This is a genomic window from Streptomyces sp. NPDC051582 (assembly GCF_040681715.1).
In the GTDB taxonomy this organism is placed as follows: domain Bacteria; phylum Actinomycetota; class Actinomycetes; order Streptomycetales; family Streptomycetaceae; genus Streptomyces.
On record NZ_JBFAZJ010000008.1, the window covers coordinates 230,901 to 249,751 of the forward strand.

Genomic DNA, 18,851 nt, shown 5'->3' on the forward strand with positions numbered 1-18,851 from the left:
AAGAGACGTCGGTCGGCGGAGCCACCCCAAGGCTGCCACGCTCCGCCCGCCTCCCTCCCGCGGACCCGCCCGGGAAGGAAAGCCGCGCAGGACCGGCACGACGGGCCGCCGTCCCGGCAATGCCCTCCGACCCGGCGACGCCCGAAATCAGGCGCTCGGCACCAGCCGGCCGGGCGGTCGGCGCTCCGCCGGTCAGGCAGTCAGCGGCCGCGGAGTCTGCGGACCAGGATGCTCGCGTCGCCGCGGGATTCCAGGTCCGCGAGCACGACCGCCACCGCCTCGCGGACGATGCGCCCGCGGTCCACGGCCAGCCCGTGCTCGCCGCGCAGCACAAGCCGCGCGTGCTCCAGGTCCATGAGCTCCTCGGCGGAGACGTAGACCGTGATCTTCTCGTCGTGCCGTTCACGCCCGCTGGGCCGGCGGTTCGCCCCGCGGCCCTGGCCCTTGCCCCGCCGGGGCTCCGGGCTGACAGAACCTTCCTGCGGGCGCCGGGGTGCGACCACCGACTCCGGCCCGGCCGCCGCGGCCTCCCGGCTGCGGCCCTCGCCCGCCGTGCCCTCGGCCGACGCCGCCGCGTGCTCCCCGGCGTTCGACTCCTCCGGGCCGCGCCTCGGCGAGGACGCCTGGAGCGCCGTCCCACCGGTCGTACGGAACAGTTCGTCGGCTCCGGGCAGACTCACTCGGCGTGACACCGGGCGAGCACCTCCCTGGCCAGCTGGCGATAGGCGGCGGCACCGACGGAGTTGGAGGCGTACGTGGTGATCGGCTCGCCGGCGACCGTGGTCTCCGGGAAGCGCACCGTACGGCCGATGACCGTGTGGTAGACGTGGTCGTCGAAGGCTTCGACCACGCGCGCCAGCACCTCGCGGCTGTGCACCGTACGGGAGTCGTACATCGTGGCGAGGATGCCGTCGAGCTCCAGCTCCGGGTTGAGCCGCTCCTGCACCTTCTCGATGGTCTCGGTCAGCAGTGCCACACCGCGCAGCGCGAAGAACTCGCACTCCAGCGGCACGATGACCTTGTGAGCCGCCGTCAGGGCGTTCACGGTCAGCAGGCCGAGCGAGGGCTGACAGTCGATCACGATGTAGTCGTAGTCGGCCATCAGGGGCTTCAGCGCCCGCTGCAGCGTCGACTCTCTCGCGACCTCGCTGACCAACTGCACTTCGGCGGCGGACAGGTCGATGTTGCTCGGCAGCAGGTCCATGTTCGGAACCGCGGTCTTGAGCAGCACCTCGTCGGCCGACATGCCCCGCTCCATGAGCAGGTTGTAGACCGTCAGGTCGAGTTCCATCGGATTCACGCCGAGGCCCACGGACAGCGCGCCCTGCGGGTCGAAGTCGACGAGCAGCACGCGGCGCCCGTACTCGGCGAGCGCGGCACCCAGGTTGATGGTCGACGTGGTCTTGCCCACGCCGCCCTTCTGGTTGCACATCGCGATGATCTTCGCCGGACCGTGGTCGGTCAGCGGGCCCGGGATCGGGAAGTACGGCAGCGGCCGTCCGGTCGGGCCGATCCGCTCCCGGCGCTGACGGGCAGCGTCGGGGGCGAGGGTGGCCGCGTACTCGGGGTCGGGCTCGTACTCCGCGTCCGGGTCGTAGAAGTGCCCTTCGGGCACGTTTTCGTAGTCGGCGAAACCCACGGGCTTTTCGCCGCTCAGGTCGCCGGCCCTGGAGTTCACGTCTAGGCCGTCCATGCTCTTTTGGGGCGTCGTCATGTGCTGGTGGTTTGCGAAGGTGCGGACCGCGACGGAGCCGACCGCTTCGAGCCCCCCGGATCCTTGGCCCCGGTCTGGCGTCCCCGCTCGACCACCTCCGGGAGCAAATGTCGACTCATTCACAAGTCGTCTTACCTCCTCGGACGTGACCAGGACACTTATCGATAGGTCAGCGTGGCACCATGCCGACGGTTGGCGACTCTATGGCGTGTCACCACTCAGCGGCAACACAATCCGTCGGACCGGCAACGATGTGTCGGCAACCGAACACCACTCTGTCAAGGGCGTCCGGGCCGTCGCCGGGAAGTTTCGCAGGTGTGCGAAAGGGTTAAAGGGTTACGTTCGAGGCGAGTTGAGCCGCCCCCGCGCGCACCCCCCAGACGCCTCCGGCCGGACCTTGGGGGCAAGGTCCGGCCGGATACGTGAGATTGACGTCAGTCGTTGACGGGGTCTGACCGATCAGCCGAGCAGCGTGTTCAGCTCAAGGATCGGAAGGGCGTGCGCCTCGGCGACCGGACCGTAAACGACCTGGCCGTCATGGGTGTTGAGGCCCAGCGCGAGCGCGGGGTCACGGCGCAGCGCCTCGACCCAGCCGAGGTTCGCGAGCTGCACGATGTAGGGCAGCGTGGCGTTGGTCAGCGCGTAGGTGGAGGTGTTCGGCACCGCGCCCGGCATGTTGGCGACGCAGTAGAAGACCGAGTTGTGGACCTGGAAGGTCGGCTCGGCGTGGGTGGTCGGACGGGAGTCCTCGAAGCAGCCGCCCTGGTCGATCGCAATGTCGACAAGGACACTTCCGGGCTTCATCTTGGCGACGAGCTCGTTGGTGACCAGCTTCGGGGCCTTCGCACCCGGGATCAGCACGGCGCCGATGACGAGGTCGGCCTCGACGACGGCCTTCTCCAGCTCGTAGGCGTTGGAGACGATCGTCTTGATCTTCGTGCCGAAGATCTTGTCGGCCTCGCGGAGCTTGTTGATGTCGCGGTCGAGCAGGGTCACGTGGAAGCCCATGCCGATGGCGATCTGCGCGGCGTTCCAGCCGGAGACGCCGCCGCCGATGACCACGCACTCGCCGGCGTGGGTGCCGGGGACGCCGCCGGGGAGCACGCCGCGGCCGCCGGCCGAGCGCATCAGGTGGTAGGCGCCGACCTGCGGGGCCAGGCGGCCCGCGACCTCGGACATCGGGGCGAGCAGCGGGAGCGCGCGGTTCGCGAGCTCGACCGTCTCGTACGCGATGGCGGTGGTGCCGGACTCCAGGAGGGCGTCCGTGCACTCGCGGGAGGCCGCGAGGTGCAGGTAGGTGAAGAGGGTCTGGTCCTTGCGGAGGCGGTGGTACTCCTCGGCGATGGGCTCCTTGACCTTCAGCAGGAGGTCGGCGGTCGCCCAGACCTCGTCCGCCGTACCGAGGATCTCGGCGCCGGCCGAGACGTACTCGGCGTCCGTGATCGAGGAGCCGACACCGGCGTTCTGCTCGACGAAGACCTGGTGGCCGTTACGGACCAGCTCATGCACGCCGGCGGGCGTGATGGCGACCCGGAACTCGTTGTTCTTGACCTCGCGGGGGATGCCGACCTTCATCGTCGATCACGGTCCTTGGCTCAGGGGATTTTTCGGGGCACTTCCATACATACCCGCCCACAAGAACGCGCAACGGGATGCACCACGGGATGTCGTGGTGAAGCCAGTCTAATGAAGGACGACGCGCTGTCTAGCCTTGCAAACCAATAATCTCAGTCGGAACCACTGCGGATTTCGCAGGCTGCGGGGTCATCTCCCAGCAATCTGTCGGCTGCGGACCGGTGCAGCCTGGCAGCCGCGGGGTCTCCCAGCCGGTCGAGGGTGTCGGCCAGGCGCACCTGGAGCGCGGCCTGAAGCCGCAGGTCTGCGGCCCGGCGCGCGAGCTCCACCGCCTCGCGGCAGGTGTGCAGCGATTCCTCGGGCCTTCCGGCGTACTCCTGGATTCGCGCCATCTCGCTCAACGCCTTTGCCTGGCCCGGCACATCGGCAAGTTTCCGGTACCCCGCGGCGGCGGCCCGCCAGCTGCGCAGCGCGTCCCCGTAGCGGCCCGCGTACGTGTGCACGTTGCCGAGCCGTCCGTACAGCCGGGCCTCGTCCGCCCGCTCACCGCGCGCGAGGGCCTGGGACAGGGCCCGGCCGAACCAGTCGGCCGCCCGGTGCCAGTCCGCCAGCTCCTGGTAGGCGCCGCCTACGGATTCCATCGCGCGGCCCGTCGCGTACGGGTCGTTCGCGGCGCGTCCCGCGTCCAGCGCGGCCCGGTAGCGCTCCAGCGCCTCCTGGGTGCGGCCGGTCTCGGCGTCCAGGTCGGCCAGGTTCAGCAGGGCCGCGGCCTGCTCCCGGTGCAGGTCTCGGCGGACCGCCACGTCCAGGACCAGGCGGTGCAGCCCGTACAGCTCGGGGGCGGCGACCGCGGTGCCGCGGTGCTCGGCGAGGGCCCGCACGAGGGCCGCGACCAGCCGCCGGGCCAGGGTGTCCAGCCCGCCGTCGGCCACGGCCAGGGTGGCGGCCGCGCAGAGCGCGGGCAGCCGGGTGTCGAGCCACTTGGCGGCGGCGCGCCGGTCGGGGAAGCGCAGTGCGCGAGGCAGCCCGTCCAGCCTCTCCCGTGCGTCCGTCCCCGCCGCCGCGTCCGCCCCGTGGTCATCGGGCTCGGCCATGACCCGGCATGAGTGCAGCAGGCGTACGGTGCGCTCCAGCATCCGGGCCCTGGCCAGCTCGACCTCGCCGGCCCGCTCCTTGGCCTCCAGGAGGGCCTGGAGCAGCGGTACGAGGCAGCCGGGCAGCAGGAAGAGCCCGTCGGAGGAATGGCGCAGGAGGCCCAGACCGGCGAAGTCGTCCAGGGTGGACTGGGCGGCGGCCACGGAGCATCCGGCGAGGGCGGAGGCGGTGTGCGAGTCGACGGTCCCGGCGGGGGCCAGGGGCAGCAAGCGGAGGGTGCGCTGGGCGGGCTGCGGCAGGGACTCGTAGACGAGCCGGAAGCCGCGGCCGAGCGGTCCGCCGGCGCCCGGCGGCATGTCGTGCAGCTGCTTGGCCACGTCGGAGACGGCGGCCTTGGGGTGCGCGGCGAGCCAGCCGCCGACCAGGGCCAGCGCGGCGGGCTGGCCTCCGCAGGCCTCGGCGAGGTCCTCGGCGGCGCGGGGGTCGACGGTGATCCTGGTCTCCCCGATGCGCTGGGCCAGCATCTGGACCCCGGAGGGGGTGTCGAGTCCGCCGAGGGTGCAGGGGCGGACATCCGGAATCCCGGTGAGCGGGCCCTCGGCGGTGATCACGACCAGGCATTCGGGGGTGTCCGGCAGCAGGGCGTCGACCTGGTACGGATCGGCGGCGTCGTCGACGAGCAGGATCGCCTTGCGGTGGGCGAGGGCCGCGCGCAGGGCGGAGCTGAGCTCGTCCTCGGCGGCGCCCGGGGGCGTGGGCTCCCCGTGGCCCTCCAGCAGGGTCCGGATCGCCCGCTCGGTGGTGACGGCCTGCCCGCCGGGCGAGGTGAGGCGGGTGCGCAGGATCCCGTCCGGGTAGTCCTCGGCGACCTCGCGCACGAAGGCCTCGGCGAGGGCGGTGCGCCCCGAGCCGGGGCGCCCGGCGACGAGGAGCACGCGCGCCCTGGGGGACTTGGCCTTGCGTCCCGAGAGGGTGTCGAGCCCGGTCCGTGCGATGTCCTCGCGCAGCTCCTTGAGCTCACGCCGCCGCCCGACGAAATCCGTCACGGATCCGCTCCTCTCCCTGCCTTCGGGTTGCGAGCGTAGTTCACGCAGAGCGACGACCCGTGTGGAGCGCGGCGGACACATCGCCCAATCGGATCAGCGGATCGTCACACCATGCTCCCGGGGGACCGGCCTGTGGGGTCAGACCTCGTACGGCCGGGCCGGCCACGGGGGCTGGGCCGGGCGCAGGGCGTCCAGGCCACCCGGGGAGGCGAGGGCCGCGGACAGCGCCAGGGCCCCGGTCACCAGGCCCGGGTTGCCGAGGCGGCCCTCCAGGACCCCGCGGACCAGGTCCGCGAGCGGGACGCGGGCGACCTCCATGTCCGCCTCCTCCTCCGACACCGCGTACCGCTCTCCCTCCGCCTCGGAGAGCCCGCGCGCGAGGAAGATCCGGATCGCCTCGTCGGAGCCGCCGGGGGAAGCGAAGAAGTCGACGAGCACCCGCCAGTCCTCCGCCTTGACGTGCGCCTCCTCGTACAGCTCCCGCTGGGCCGCGTGCAGGGGGTTCTCACCGGGTACGTCGAGCAGCCCGGCCGGGAGCTCCCAGAGCTTGTGCCGTACGGGGTGGCGGTACTGGCGCAGCACGAGCACTCCGCCGTCCTCGTCGAGCGCGAGCACGCACACCGATCCCGGGTGCACCTGGTAGTCCCGGCGCACCACGGATCCGTCCCGCATGCTCACCTGGTCCGAGCGGACCGCCGTCTTCGCGCCCTCGAACGGGGTCCGTGAGGCGATGACCTCCCACGTCTCCCCGCTGTCTGCGATGCCCATGGCCATGACCCGTACCCCGTACCTTCCGAAAGCGAGACAGAAAAAGCGACAGAAGACGCGTCATAAACGCGACGGCCGGGGCACGTCACGTGCCCCGGCCGTCTACGTTATGCGGTCAGACCGTCACTTGGCCTTCGCGGCCTGCTGACGCTCCACCGCGGCCTTGACCAGGCCCGCGAACAGCGGGTGCGGCCGGGTCGGGCGCGAGCGCAGCTCCGGGTGGGCCTGGGTGGCCACCAGGTAGGGGTGCACCTCGCGCGGGTACTCGACGTACTCGACGAGCTTGTTGTCCGGGGAGGTGCCGGAGAAGACGAGGCCGGCCTTCTTCTCCAGCTCGCCGCGGTAGGCGTTGTTGACCTCGTAGCGGTGGCGGTGGCGCTCGTCCACGTACGCCTGGTCGCCGTAGACCTCGCGCACGATGGAGCCCTCGGCCAGCTTGGCCGGGTACATGCCCAGGCGCATCGTTCCGCCCAGGTCGCCGGCGCCCTCGACGAAGGCCAGCTGCTCCTCCATCGTGGAGATCACCGGGTGCGGGGTGGAGGCGTCGAACTCGGTCGAGTTGGCGTCCGCGATGCCCGCCAGGTTGCGCGCGGCCTCGATGACCACGCACTGCAGGCCCAGGCACAGGCCGAGCAGCGGGATCCTGTTCTCGCGGGCGTAGGTGATCGCGCCGACCTTGCCGTTGACACCGCGGTCGCCGAAGCCGCCGGGCACGCAGATCGCGTCCACGTCGCCGAGCACCGCAGCGGCTCCCGCCGGGGTCTTGCAGTCGTCGGAGGCGACCCACTTGATCTGGACGCGGGCCTTGTTGGCGAAACCGCCGGCGCGCAGCGCCTCGGTCACCGACAGGTACGCGTCGGGCAGGTCGATGTACTTGCCGACGAGCGCGACCTTGACCTCGTGGTCGGGGTTGTGGACGCGGTCCAGCAGGTCCTCCCAGACCCTCCAGTCCACGTCGCGGAACGGCAGGTCCAGCTTGCGCACGACGTACGCGTCGAGGCCCTCGGTGTGCAGCACCTTCGGGATGTCGTAGATCGACTTGGCGTCGATCGCCGCGACGACGGCCGCCTCGTCCACGTCGCACATCAGCGAGATCTTGCGCTTGATGGAGGTGGGGACCTCGCGGTCGGCGCGCAGGACGATCGCGTCGGGCTGGATGCCGATGTTGCGCAGGGCCGCGACCGAGTGCTGGGTCGGCTTGGTCTTCAGCTCGCCGGAGGGGCCGATGTAGGGCAGCAGCGAGATGTGCACGACGAAGACGTTGTCGCGGCCGACCTCGTGGCGGACCTGGCGGACGGTCTCCAGGAACGGCAGCGACTCGATGTCGCCGACCGTGCCGCCGACCTCGGTGATGACGACGTCGACGTCCTCGGTCGCCATGCGGCGGATGCGGTGCTTGATCTCGTTGGTGATGTGCGGGATGACCTGCACGGTGTCACCGAGGTACTCGCCGCGCCGCTCCTTGGCGATGACCTGCGAGTAGACCTGGCCGGTGGTGACGTTGGCCGAGCCGTCGAGGTCCACGTCGAGGAAGCGCTCGTAGTGGCCGATGTCCAGGTCGGTCTCGGCGCCGTCGTTGGTGACGAACACCTCGCCGTGCTGGAACGGGTTCATCGTGCCCGGGTCGACGTTCAGGTACGGGTCGAGCTTCTGCATGGTGACCCGCAGACCGCGCGCCTTCAGCAGGGCACCCAGGCTGGAGGCCGTCAGGCCCTTGCCGAGGGAGGAGGCGACACCCCCGGTGACGAAGATGTGCTTGGTCGTCATGGCTGTGCTCGCCAAGAGGGGGCTCCCGTGGTCGCGAAGTAGAGGTGCGTCCGGCGCCGGCCACCAGCGAACCGGAGGCTCTCTGGGGGCGCCGAAGCTGCGGTTTCGGGGCCCCTGATTCGCACAGGCAGACCACCGGTCCACGGGGTACCAGCCTATCAGCGCCCGGGCCGGTCCGCCTCCGGCCACGCGCCGCCACGGCCGCTCGACGGAGCGCCACCGATCGTCCCGGGGCCGGTCACGCCCGCATTCGCCCAGGTCACCCATTCGGACTAGACACATTGTCCCCCGACTTCAGGAGATCACTAGGGTGCCGTCATATCCTGCTCGGATATCGCACCACATCGCCGCCGAGCAGTCCGGCAGACGGCGTAACCCGGCCGCATCCGGAATCATGAGCTCAGTGCGGGGATCCATACCCACGGGACCGCGCAACCGCGCAATGCAAGCGCCCTTCGGGGCGGACGTGGCCGTTCGACTGGGAGATCTAACGTGTCCGGGCGCATCGAGGATTACGCACTGATCGGGGACATGCAGACCGCCGCACTGGTCTGCCGGGACGGATCGGTGGACTGGCTGTGTCTGCCCCGTTTCGACTCCCATGCCGTCTTCGCGAGCATCCTCGGAACGGAGGATCACGGCTTCTGGCGCATCGGCCCGGCGTTCCCGGGGGGCGCCGAGGCCCCCGCGGCGACGCGCCGCCGCTACCAGGGCGACTCGCTGATCCTGGAATCGGAGTGGGACACGCCGCGCGGCACCGTCCGCGTGACCGACTTCATGCCGCCCCGCGAGGACCACGCACCGCAGCTGGTGCGCATCGTCGAGGGCGTCAGCGGGCGCGTCCCGATGCGCTCCGCGCTGCGCATGCGCTTCAGCTACGGCCGCGTCGTGCCCTGGGTGCACAAGGTCGACGGGCGCACCGTCGCCGTCGCCGGCCCCGACTCGGTCTGGCTGGACACCGACGCGCAGACGTACGGCAAGGACCTGACGACGTACTCCGACTTCACCGTCGGCCCCGGCGACCGCAAGGCCTTCTGCATCAGCTGGCAGCCCTCCCACAAGGGCGCCCCGGACACCCCCGACGCGCAGGAGGCGCTGGCGACCACCACCGCGTTCTGGCGCGAGTGGGTCGACCACTGCACGTACCACGGCCCCTACCGCGAAGCCGTGATCCGCTCCCTGATCACCCTCAAGGCGCTCACGTACGGCCCCACCGGCGGCATCGTCGCCGCGCCGACCACCTCCCTCCCGGAGGAGATCGGCGGCGTCCGGAACTGGGACTACCGCTACACCTGGCTGCGCGACGCCGCCATCACCCTCTCCTCGCTGCTGCGCACCGGCTACCGCGAGGAGGCCCAGGCCTGGCGCGAGTGGCTGCTGCGCGCGGTCGCCGGCGACCCGGAGAACCTGCAGATCATGTACGGGATCGCCGGCGAGCGGGAGCTCGGCGAGACCGAGCTGGACTGGCTGCCCGGGTACGAGGGCTCCCGCCCCGTCCGGGTCGGCAACGGCGCCGCGCACCAGCTCCAGCTGGACGTGTACGGCGAGGTCACCGAGGCCCTGCACCTGGGCCACATGACCGGCCTGGCACGCAACGACTACGCCTCGGTGCTCCAGTTGAAGCTGATCCGCTACCTGGAGGAGCACTGGGACCAGCCGGACGAGGGCATCTGGGAGGTGCGCGGCCCGCGCCGGCACTTCGTGCACTCGAAGGTGATGGCGTGGGTGGCCGTGGACCGCACGATCAAGCTGATCGAGAGCGGGGACGCGGACGGGCCGCTGGAGCGGTGGCGCGAGATGCGCGACGAGATCCACCAGGACGTCTGCGAGAAGGGCTACGACAAGGAGCGCAACACGTTCACCCAGTCGTACGGCTCGAAGGAGCTGGACGCCTCGCTGCTCCTCATCCCGCAGATGGGCTTCCTGCCGCCGGACGACAAGCGGGTCATCGGCACGATCGAGGCGATCCAGCGCGAGCTGTCGACGCCGGACGGCTTCATCCTGCGCTACCCGACGACGGGCGGCGAGGCGGGCGTGGACGGCCTCGAAGGCGACGAGGGGGCGTTCCTCGCGTGCTCGTTCTGGATGGCGGACGACCTGGCGATGATCGGCCGCGTCGACGAGGCGCGCCAGCTCTTCGAACGACTGCTGGCGCTCCGCAACGACCTTGGCCTGCTGGCGGAGGAGTGGGACCCGCGCCTGCAGCGCCAGGTCGGCAACTTCCCCCAGGCCTTCAGCCACGTCCCCCTGATCGACACGGCCCTGCGTCTGACGGCGAGCGGGGCCTACGGGGGGTAGTGCGGGAGTTCGACGCGGCGCCGGGGGGATCCCCGGCTCCGCCGCGCCCCCGGCACCGGCCACGCCTACGCTGGAGTGGTCCTACGCCTCCTGCGGAAGGAGGGCCGCAGCCATGGCTCCCCCGTCAAAGGCCGGCCAGGCCCTGGCCGAGCTGCGTGACGATCTGGCCGGTCAGGTCATCACCCCCGACGACCCCGGGTACGACGAGGCCCGGACGGTCTTCAACTCGATGATCGACCGCCGCCCCGCGGTCATCGCCCGCTGCGCGAGCGAGGCGGACGTCGTCACCGCCGTCCGCTTCGCACGCGGACTGGACCTGCCCGTGGCCGTCCGCGGCGGCGGCCACAGCGTCGCCGGGATGTCCCTCAACGACGGCGGCGTGGTCGTCGACATGCGCGGCATGCAGGAGGTCACCGTCCACCCGGGGGCGAAGGCCGTACGCGTCGGGGGCGGCGCGCTGATGGGCGCGCTGGACCGCGCGTGCCAGCCGTACGGACTCGCCACCACCGGCGGCCGGGTCTCGACCACCGGAGTCACCGGATTCACCCTCGGCGGCGGCTCCGGCTGGCTGGACCGGAAGTTCGGGCTGGCCGTGGACAACCTGCTCGGCGTGGACCTGGTCACCGCCGACGGCAGCACCCTGACGGCGACCGCCGAGGACAGTCCCGAGCTGTTCTGGGCCCTGCACGGCGGCGGCGGGAACTTCGGGGTCGCGACCTCGATCACGCTGCGCCTGCACGAGCTGCCCGAGTTCGCGATCTGCCTGCTGCTGTACCCGCCCGAGGCCGGGCCCGAAGTGCTGCGCACCTACCGCGAGGTCATCGAGGGCGGCCCTGCCGAGGCGAGCGGCGGCGTGATCTACCTGACCGGCCCGCCGGAGCCCTTCGTACCGGAACACCTCGTCGGGACCCGGCTGGTGGGCTCGCTGCTCACGTACGCGGGCGGCGAGGAGGCGCTGCGCAAGCTCGCCGCGCCCCTGCTCGCACTGCCCCACGTGTCGGAGGTGCTCACCGCCCTCCCCTACGCCGACTTCCAGTGCATGCTGGACGACCCGCCCGGCCTGCGGAACTACTGGTCCGCCGAGTACCTGACCGGCCTGCCGGACGAACTCGTCGCCGTCTACTGCGCCCTCGGCGACGTGATGCCGGTGGGCGGAACCCAGCACGCGGTGTTCCCGCTGGGCGGAGCCATCGCGCAAGGGCCGCCGGAGTTCCCCGTTCCGTACCGGGACTCGCCGTGGGCCGTGCACCCCTTCGGCATCTGGGAGGACCCGGCCGAGGACGCGCGGGCCGTCTCGTGGGTCAAGGACGTCCGCTCCCACGTACAGCCGTGGAGCACCGGCGCGGTCTACCTCAACTTCACCGGTGACGAGGGCCCCGAGCGCGTGACGGCCGGGCTCGGCGCGGAGAATCTGGCCAGGCTGGCGGCGGTGAAGCGGGCGTACGACCCGGACAACGTCTTCCGCTTCAACCACAACATCAGGCCCGCCTGACCCCCTGATAGCGTCCCGCGACATGGACAACCAGGGCGGGATCACCGTTCAGCGGGCACTGGAGCTGCCCGGACTGCGCAGCGGGCTGCCGGAGGTGGTGGCCTGCGCCGACCGCCTGGGCCGGACCGTGCGCTGGGTGCACGCGGGCGAGGTGCCGAACATCGCGTCCCTGCTCAAGGGCGGGGAGCTGCTGCTGACCACGGGGCTGGGCCTCGGGACCCGGCCGGCCGAGCAGCGTGCGTTCGTGCGGCGCCTGGCGGACCGGGGGATCGCCGCGCTGGTGGTCGAGTTGGGCCCGCGCTTCACCCGGCTCCCGGCGACGCTCGTCGAGACGGCCCGGGCGGCCGGGCTGCCGCTGGTCCAGCTGCACCGCGAGGTGCCGTTCGTGGCGGTCACGGAGGAGGTCCACACCGAGATCGTCAACCACCACTACGCGCTGCTCCAGCGGGCCGAGGAGGTGCACCGGCGGTGTACGCAGGCCCTGCTCGGCGGTGGCGGCATCCCCCAGGTCCTGCACATCCTGGCCGACTTCACCGGTAACCCGGTGTTCCTGGAGACCCCCGACGGGCAGCTCCTGTACGCGGCGGGCCCGGTCTCCGGGGAGGCCGCGGCCGACCCCTTGCAGGTGTGGGAGGGGCTGCGGGGCCAGCGCGAGGCGGAGCCGTCGGCCAACGCGGTGCTGGTGGACGTCCCCGGCGGCGGCCACGGCACGGGCTCGGTCCGCGCCCGGATGGTCCTGCTGGGCGTTTCGGCGCCGCTGCTGCCCGTCCACCGGATGGCGGCGGAGCGGACGGCGGGGGTGCTGGCCGTGGTGCTGATGCAGGCCCGTCAGGAGGACGAACTGGCGGCGCGCGGCCGAGGGGACTTCCTGACGGACCTGGCCGAGGGGCGCATCTCGGCGGAGGACGCACCGGCGCAGGCGCGCGTCCTGGGCTTCAAGCCGGGCGCGGGCCCGCTCCTGCCGGTGGTGATGCGGCTGTCCTCGTCGCTGGGCCCGGCGGGCAACTGGGCGGTCCTGGCGAGGGCGGTCCTGGAGGAGCTCTCCTCGGTGGGCGTCCCGGTCCTGTTGGGCGTGCGCCCGGTGGAGGGCCGAGTGCCCCTCCTGGTGTCCCTGCGCTCCGAATCGGAACGCACGACGGTGGCGGACCGCGTGGCCGCGGCGCTGCGGGCGGGCGTGGAGCGGGCCGGCCTGGACCGCGCGGCGGCCCCGCCGGCGGTGGTGGTGGGCGTGGCGGGCGGCTGGGCGGCGGCCTCCTCGGGCCTGCGCCACGCCGCGGAGACGGCGACGGCGGCGCACGGCCTGCCGGCCCGGCCCTGGTACGACGCCCGCCGCCTGGACATCGACCTGCTGCTGTGGCGGCTGCGCGAGCAGCCCGACCTGGCGGCGTTCGTGGACCGCGCGATCGGCGCACTGCGCGTGCACGACACGACGTCCCGCCCGCCGCTCCTGCCGACCCTGGAGACGTACCTGGCCCACGCGGGCCGCAAGGCGGAGACGGCGCGCGAGCTCCATCTGAACCGCCAGACCCTCTACAACCGCCTGGCCCGGATCGCGGAGCTCCTGGGCACGGACCTGGACGACCCGGAGACGGTCCTCTCCCTGAGCCTGGCCCTGCGCGCCCGCCGCCACACGCAGCCTTCCTGACGCGTCGCCCGCAGTGCCGGGCGGAAGCCCGTGTACTGGACGTACTCGGGATTTCGCCCGGTGCGGCGAGAGCGCGTGCCGGGCGCCGCGGGACAGGCGGGACTTTGCGGCCACCCCCTAGGAGCGGCGGTCCATCAGTTCGTCGTAGACCGACAGGATCTGGGCCACCGTGGCGTCCTCCGTGGGCCAGGTGGCCGCCTGGACGCGGCCCGCGGCGGTCAGGGCGGCACGGCGGGACGGGTCCGACAGGAGGTCCGCGACCGCCGCGGACAGGGCGGCCGCGTCCCCGTACGGCACCAGGACCCCCGCGTCCCCGATCAGCTCCGGTACGCCCCCGACCGCCGTCGCCACCAGCGGTACCCCCGCGCGCAGGGCCTCCTGCGCCAGCAGGGACCGCGCCTCCCAGCGGCTCGGCAGCACCGCCACGTCCGCCGCCGCCAGCAGCTGCGCCGCGTCCCGGCGCCGCCCCAGCAGCCGCACCGGCAGTCCCTCGGCCTCGATCCGCCGGGCGAGCTCCGCCCGCTGCGGGCCCTCCCCCGCGATCACCACCAGCGGCAGCGGCTCCAGCACCCGCCAGGCCCGCGCCGCGTCCAGCAGCACCGAGTACCCCCGGTGCTCCACCAGGCTCCCGACCGCGATCAGCAACGGCCGCTCCACCGCTCCCAGTTCCGCCCGCGCCTTGCCGGGGTCCGTCCCGGCGTCCGGACCGGGCGGCCCCATCGGTACGGCCACCGGCGCCAGCCGGGCGTCCCGCGCGCCGCGCGCCCGCGCCAGGTCCACCTGGTCCGAGGAGGCGCCGAGCACGACCGCCGCCGCCCGCGCCACGTGCCGTTCCAGCACCCGGCCCAGCCGCCCGAACGCGCCCTCGGCCGCCGGCCCGCCGCCGTGCCAGCTCACCACCAGCGGCACCCGGCGCCCGCGCAGCGCCAGCACGGCCCGCGCCCCGGCCCGCACCCCGTGCGCGTGCACCACGTCCGCCCCGGCGCACACGGCCCGCAGTGCGCTCACCGCGTCCGGGGTGAAGTGCGCCCCCGCGCCGGTGAAGTCGTACTCCCCCTCCGCCTCCACGGGCGCGCACACCGTGACCCGCACCCCGCGCGCGGCGAGTCCGGTCGTCAGCGACCGTACGTGCGCGCTGCTGCCCGCGCCCGCACCGCCGAGTACCTGGACGGTGCGGAGCGGCGGCCGCCCGTAAGGCTGCGCGGGGACCGGGGTCGAGACCGGGGAGCTGCTCACGGGCCGAAGCTCCAGGGTGAGGGAGGCAGAGTCGTCGCCCAGGATGCCAGTCCGCACGCGCGTTCCGGGACCATACGGGTACGGATCCCGCAGGAGATACCGCCCCGCACCCCCGAGCCTCACCCACACGGTCTAACGCCGCGCCCTCTTGCGCCGGTTGTCAGTGGTGCCTGAAACCCTGCAATCCATGGCGACGGCTGACGGCTGACGGTCGGGGGCTGACGGCCGGGGCCTCTCCGGCGGTACACCGGAGAAGCCCCCCTCACGAGGCACGCGGCCCACGCGGCCTACGCGTCCGCGCGCGCCGCCGCCAGGAGTTCCTCCGCGTGCGCCCGCGCGGAGACCGAGTCCTCGTGGCCCGCCAGCATGCGCGAGAGCTCGCGGACGCGGTCCTCACCCTCCAGGATCTTGACCCCGCTCCTGGTCACCGATCCGTCGTTCGTCTTCTCCACCAGCAGCTGCCGGTCCGCGAAGGCGGCCACCTGCGGCAGGTGCGTGACGACCACGACCTGCGCCGACTTGGCCAGCTTCGCGAGGCGCCGCCCGACCTCCACGGCCGCCTTGCCGCCGACGCCCGCGTCGACCTCGTCGAAGAGGTACGTCGGCACCGGGTCGGAGCCCGCGAACACGACCTCCACCGCCAGCATCACGCGGGAGAGCTCGCCGCCCGAGGCGCCCTTGGCGATCGGCCGCGGCTGGGCGCCCGGGTGCGGGGCCAGCAGCAGTTCGACCTCGTCCGTGCCCGAGGGGCCGTACGCGACCGGACGGCCGTCGACCTCCACCCCCTCGGGGTCCTCCACCTGCCGGACGTCGATCGTCACCCGCGCGTGCGGCATCGCCAGCGAGGCCATCTCCGCCGTGACGGCCGACGCGAACCGCGTCGCCGCCTCCACCCGCGCGTCCGTCAGCGCCTGCGCCAGCAGCGACAGTTCGGCCCGCAGTCCGTCCCGCTCGGCGGTCAGCTCGGTGATCCGCTCGTCGTCGCCGTCCAGCTCCAGCAGCCGCGCCGACCCGCGCTCGGCCCACTCCAGCACGGAGTCGATCGAGTCGCCGTACTTGCGCGTCAGCTGGGTCAGCGCCGCCCGCCGCTCCTCCACCGCGGCCAGCCGCAGCGGATCGGCGTCCAGGTCGTCCGCGTACCCGGCCAGCTCCCCGGCCACATCGGCCAGCAGGATCCCGAGCTCCCCGATCCGCTCGGCGAGCGCGCCGAGCGCCGGGTCGTGCGACCGTACGGCGTCCAGGGCCCGGTGCGCGCCCGCGACGAGGGTGTTCGCGTCGACGCCCTCCGGGTCCTCGACGTCGCCGGCGAGCGCCCCGTGGGCGATCTGCGCCGCCGAGGCGAGCGATTCGGCGTGGCCGAGCCGCTCGGCCTCCGCCGCCAGCTCCGCGTCCTCGCCGGCCAGCGGCTCCACGGCCGCGATCTCCTCCAGGCCGAAGCGCAGGAGATCGGCCTCCTGGGCCCGTTCCCGGGCCCGGGTGGTGATCTCGTCGAGTTCCACGGCGACCGCGCGCAGCCGCCGGTAGGCGGCCCCGTACTTCTCCAGCGGTACGGCGACGGCGTCGCTCGCGTACCGGTCGAGGGCCTGGCGCTGCCGGGCGGGCCGCAGCAGCCCCTGCTGGTCGGTCTGGCCGTGTACGGCGACCAGGTCGTCCGCGAGTTCGCCGAGCAGGCCGACGGGCACGGAGCGGCCGCCCACGTGGGCGCGCGAGCGCCCTTCGGCGGACACGGTGCGGCTGATCAGCAGGGCGCCGTCGTCGAGCTCGGCGCCGGCCTCCTCTGCGCGTACGGCGGCGGGCGCGCCGGGGCGCATGACGATGCGGCCCTCCACGACCGCCGCCTTGGCCCCGATCCGTACCAGGGCCGGGTCGGCGCGACCGCCGAGCAGCAGGCCGAGGCTGGTGACGACCATCGTCTTGCCCGCGCCGGTCTCGCCGGTCACCGCGGTGAAACCGGGCGACAGCTCGACCACCGCGTCGTCGATGACCCCGAGCGACCGTATCCGCATCTCCTCAAGCACGGGACGACGATACCGAGGTTTCACCCGTGCCATGTGACGTCACCCGTCGGGAGTTCACCGAACGCATGTGCTATTGAAGAGCTTCCCGGCGGGTTCGGGCAGCCGCTCAGTGGGGCGCCCCGCGCCACCCCGAGACCGGGAGCGCGAACTTCGCGACGAGCCGGTCCGTGAACGACGCGTGGTGCAGCCGGGCGAGCCGCACCGGCACCGCCCCCCGCCGTACCTCCACCCGGGCACCGGCCGGCAGCTCCAGCATCCGGCGGCCGTCGCACCACAGCACTCCGTGCGGGACCCCGTGCTGCACCTCCACCGCCAGCACCGAGTCCGGCGAGGTGACCAGCGGCTTCGCGAACAGCGCGTGCGCGCTGATCGGCACCATCAGCAGCGCCTCCACCTCCGGCCAGACCACCGGCCCGCCCGCGGAGAAGGCGTACGCCGTCGAACCGGTCGGGGTCGCGCAGACGATCCCGTCGCAGCCGAAGCCGGACACCGGGCGGCCGTCGATCTCCAGGACCACCTCCAGCATCCGCTCGGGGGACACCTTCTGGACGGCGGCTTCGTTCAGCGCCCAGTCCCGGTGGAGCACGTCGCCGTTCGTCCGTACGAGCACGTCGAGGGTCATCCGCTCCTCTACCTCGTACGCCCTCGTCACGACCCGCTCCACGACCTGGTCCAGGTCCTCGCGCTCGGCCTCCGCGAGGAAGCCGACCCGGCCCAGGTTCACACCCAGCATCGGCACCCCCGAGCCGCGCGCGAACTCCGCGCCGCGCAGCAGGGTCCCGTCGCCGCCCAGCACGATCAGCAGCTCGCAGCCTTCGAGCACCTCGGGGGTGCACTCGGACACCAGCTCCACCTCGGGCGGCAGCGGCAGGTCTCTCGCCTCGTACTCGACGACCCGTACGCCCAGGCCGTTCTTGAGCAGCCCCTGGACGACCAGCTCCGCGCTGCGGATGGCCGCGGGCCGCCCGGTGTGGGCGAGCAGGAAGACGGTCCGACCCCGCCCCGGAGCCGCCGGGTCCGAGTGGTCCGCGTTGTTCGACGCGTACGACGACCTGTCCGCTGAATCAGTCACTGAGGCCCCTCCGCCACTGCACGGTCAACATCCGCCGGGTCGAGTGCCGGTGCCCCCGCCCGCAGCCACAGAAAGTACTCGACGTTCCCCGACGGACCGGGCAGCGGGCTCGCGGTCACCCCGAGCACGCCCAGCCCCAGCTTCGCCGCCCGGGCCGCCACCTCGCGCACGGCCTCCGCGCGCAGCTCCGGGCTGCGCACGACGCCGCCGCTGCCGAGCCGGTCCTTGCCGACCTCGAACTGCGGCTTGACCATCAGCACCAGGTCCGCTTCCGGCGCGCAGCAGCGCACCAGGGCCGGCAGCACCAGGCCGATGGAGATGAAGGACAGGTCGCCGACGACGAGGTCGACCGGAACCCCGTCGAGCTGCTCGACCGTCAGCTCGCGGACGTTCGTACGGTCCTTGACGGTGACCCGGTCGTCGCTCTGCAGCGACCAGGCGAGCTGCCCGTAGCCGACGTCGACGGCCATGACGTGGGCCACGCCGGCGCGCAGCAGCACGTCGGTGAACCCGCCGGTGGAGGCGCCTGCGTCCAGCGCGCGGCGGCCCTCGACGGCCAGCCCGTGCGGCCGGAAGGCCGCGAGCGCCCCCGCCAGCTTGTGGCCGCCCCGGGAGACGTAGTCGGGGTCGCTGTCGTCCTTGAGGACGACGAGGGCCGCGCTGGTCTCGACCTGGGTGGCCGCCTTGGTCGCGGTGGCGCCGCCGACGGTCACCCGGCCCGCGGCGATCAGCTGGGCGGCGTGCTCGCGCGAGCGGGCCATGCTGCGGCGTACCAGTTCGGCGTCCAGGCGGCGGCGTGCCACTCCTGCCACGTTCGGTTCAGCTCCTGTTTTCGTACGGTCCGGGGACGGGCGGTGCGTCCAGCGCGGTCAGCGCGTCACGCAACCCCCTGTGCACATCCTCGTACACCGCGACGTGTCCGTCCGCCGTGAGGTGGTCGGCGTCGGCCAGGCGCTCCAGGTGCGCGTCCACCCCGGGGTGGCCGGTGGGCGTACGGACGAGCCCCAGGGGCTCGGGCGCCGCCTCCCCGGACGCGTCCGGTACGTCACCGGACGCGTCCGGTGCGTCCCCGTCCGTGTCCGCCGTCTCGGCCGTGTCGTCGGTCATGGCCCCGACGCTACCGCG

The 18,851-nt window shown here is 72.9% G+C and carries 14 protein-coding genes; 3 read left to right on the top strand and 11 right to left on the bottom strand.

The features are described from left to right. Positions 1 to 200: 200 nt before the first annotated feature. The 6 genes from AB0M92_RS13965 to AB0M92_RS13990 all read right to left on the bottom strand — a co-directional run bounded on the left by AB0M92_RS13965 (position 201) and on the right by AB0M92_RS13990 (position 7,965). Positions 201 to 692, bottom strand: coding sequence for a hypothetical protein (locus AB0M92_RS13965; RefSeq protein WP_366102356.1), 492 nt, complete (start codon positions 690 to 692; stop codon positions 201 to 203). Continuing rightward, positions 677 to 1,714, bottom strand: coding sequence for a ParA family protein (locus AB0M92_RS13970; protein ID WP_229340921.1), 1,038 nt, complete (start codon positions 1,712 to 1,714; stop codon positions 677 to 679). The genes AB0M92_RS13965 and AB0M92_RS13970 overlap by 16 nt, the downstream gene beginning before the upstream one ends. 459 nt (positions 1,715 to 2,173) lie before the next feature. Beyond that, complete coding sequence (ald, locus tag AB0M92_RS13975; RefSeq protein WP_366102357.1) at positions 2,174 to 3,289, bottom strand: alanine dehydrogenase; 1,116 nt, start codon at positions 3,287 to 3,289, stop codon at positions 2,174 to 2,176. A 152-nt stretch (positions 3,290 to 3,441) separates the two neighbouring features. Next, positions 3,442 to 5,511, bottom strand: coding sequence for a tetratricopeptide repeat protein (locus AB0M92_RS13980; RefSeq protein WP_366102358.1), 2,070 nt, complete (start codon positions 5,509 to 5,511; stop codon positions 3,442 to 3,444). A gap of 57 nt (positions 5,512 to 5,568) precedes the next feature. Further along, positions 5,569 to 6,198 (bottom strand): NUDIX hydrolase, encoded by a 630-nt coding sequence (locus AB0M92_RS13985; RefSeq protein ID WP_366102387.1) that lies wholly within the window; start codon positions 6,196 to 6,198, stop codon positions 5,569 to 5,571. A 123-nt stretch (positions 6,199 to 6,321) separates the two neighbouring features. Next, positions 6,322 to 7,965, bottom strand: a complete 1,644-nt coding sequence (locus AB0M92_RS13990; protein ID WP_366102359.1) for a CTP synthase — start codon at positions 7,963 to 7,965, stop codon at positions 6,322 to 6,324. Between the two features lie 492 nt (positions 7,966 to 8,457). Between AB0M92_RS13990 and AB0M92_RS13995 the strand changes: the two genes are divergently transcribed. From AB0M92_RS13995 to AB0M92_RS14005, 3 genes are all read left to right on the top strand, one after another. Next, positions 8,458 to 10,263, top strand: coding sequence for a glycoside hydrolase family 15 protein (locus AB0M92_RS13995; protein WP_366102360.1), 1,806 nt, complete (start codon positions 8,458 to 8,460; stop codon positions 10,261 to 10,263). A gap of 112 nt (positions 10,264 to 10,375) precedes the next feature. Next, the gene (locus AB0M92_RS14000) at positions 10,376 to 11,755 is read left to right on the top strand and encodes an FAD-binding oxidoreductase (RefSeq protein WP_366102361.1); all 1,380 of its coding nucleotides are present in this window, start codon (positions 10,376 to 10,378) and stop codon (positions 11,753 to 11,755) included. Between the two features lie 22 nt (positions 11,756 to 11,777). Next, on the top strand, positions 11,778 to 13,400 hold the full coding sequence (locus AB0M92_RS14005) for a PucR family transcriptional regulator (protein ID WP_366102362.1): 1,623 nt from the start codon (positions 11,778 to 11,780) through the stop codon (positions 13,398 to 13,400). A 117-nt stretch (positions 13,401 to 13,517) separates the two neighbouring features. Here AB0M92_RS14005 and AB0M92_RS14010 read toward each other — a convergent pair whose 3' ends face one another. The 5 genes from AB0M92_RS14010 to AB0M92_RS14030 all read right to left on the bottom strand — a co-directional run bounded on the left by AB0M92_RS14010 (position 13,518) and on the right by AB0M92_RS14030 (position 18,833). After that, on the bottom strand, positions 13,518 to 14,636 hold the full coding sequence (locus AB0M92_RS14010) for a glycosyltransferase family 4 protein (protein ID WP_366102363.1): 1,119 nt from the start codon (positions 14,634 to 14,636) through the stop codon (positions 13,518 to 13,520). Between the two features lie 287 nt (positions 14,637 to 14,923). Next, positions 14,924 to 16,642 (bottom strand): DNA repair protein RecN, encoded by a 1,719-nt coding sequence (gene recN, locus AB0M92_RS14015; protein WP_366102388.1) that lies wholly within the window; start codon positions 16,640 to 16,642, stop codon positions 14,924 to 14,926. A gap of 118 nt (positions 16,643 to 16,760) precedes the next feature. Next, on the bottom strand, positions 16,761 to 17,726 hold the full coding sequence (locus AB0M92_RS14020) for an NAD kinase (protein WP_366102364.1): 966 nt from the start codon (positions 17,724 to 17,726) through the stop codon (positions 16,761 to 16,763). Then, entirely contained in the window at positions 17,723 to 18,538 is an 816-nt protein-coding gene (locus AB0M92_RS14025; RefSeq protein WP_366102365.1) for a TlyA family RNA methyltransferase, read from the bottom strand. The genes AB0M92_RS14020 and AB0M92_RS14025 overlap by 4 nt, the downstream gene beginning before the upstream one ends. Before the next feature lie 7 nt (positions 18,539 to 18,545). Continuing rightward, positions 18,546 to 18,833, bottom strand: coding sequence for a hypothetical protein (locus tag AB0M92_RS14030; RefSeq protein WP_366102366.1), 288 nt, complete (start codon positions 18,831 to 18,833; stop codon positions 18,546 to 18,548). Between the last annotated feature and the right edge of the window lie 18 nt (positions 18,834 to 18,851).

Coding starts and splice junctions, on each gene's coding strand:
- AB0M92_RS13970 (WP_229340921.1), bottom strand. CDS start 1,714: ATGACGACGCCCCAAAAGAGCATGGACGGCCTAGACGTGAACTCCAGG.
- ald (WP_366102357.1), bottom strand. CDS start 3,289: ATGAAGGTCGGCATCCCCCGCGAGGTCAAGAACAACGAGTTCCGGGTC.
- AB0M92_RS13980 (WP_366102358.1), bottom strand. CDS start 5,511: ATGTGTCCGCCGCGCTCCACACGGGTCGTCGCTCTGCGTGAACTACGC.
- AB0M92_RS13985 (WP_366102387.1), bottom strand. CDS start 6,198: ATGGGCATCGCAGACAGCGGGGAGACGTGGGAGGTCATCGCCTCACGG.
- AB0M92_RS13990 (WP_366102359.1), bottom strand. CDS start 7,965: ATGACGACCAAGCACATCTTCGTCACCGGGGGTGTCGCCTCCTCCCTC.
- AB0M92_RS14000 (WP_366102361.1), top strand. CDS start 10,376: ATGGCTCCCCCGTCAAAGGCCGGCCAGGCCCTGGCCGAGCTGCGTGAC.
- AB0M92_RS14005 (WP_366102362.1), top strand. CDS start 11,778: ATGGACAACCAGGGCGGGATCACCGTTCAGCGGGCACTGGAGCTGCCC.
- recN (WP_366102388.1), bottom strand. CDS start 16,642: ATGCGGATACGGTCGCTCGGGGTCATCGACGACGCGGTGGTCGAGCTG.
- AB0M92_RS14030 (WP_366102366.1), bottom strand. CDS start 18,833: ATGACCGACGACACGGCCGAGACGGCGGACACGGACGGGGACGCACCG.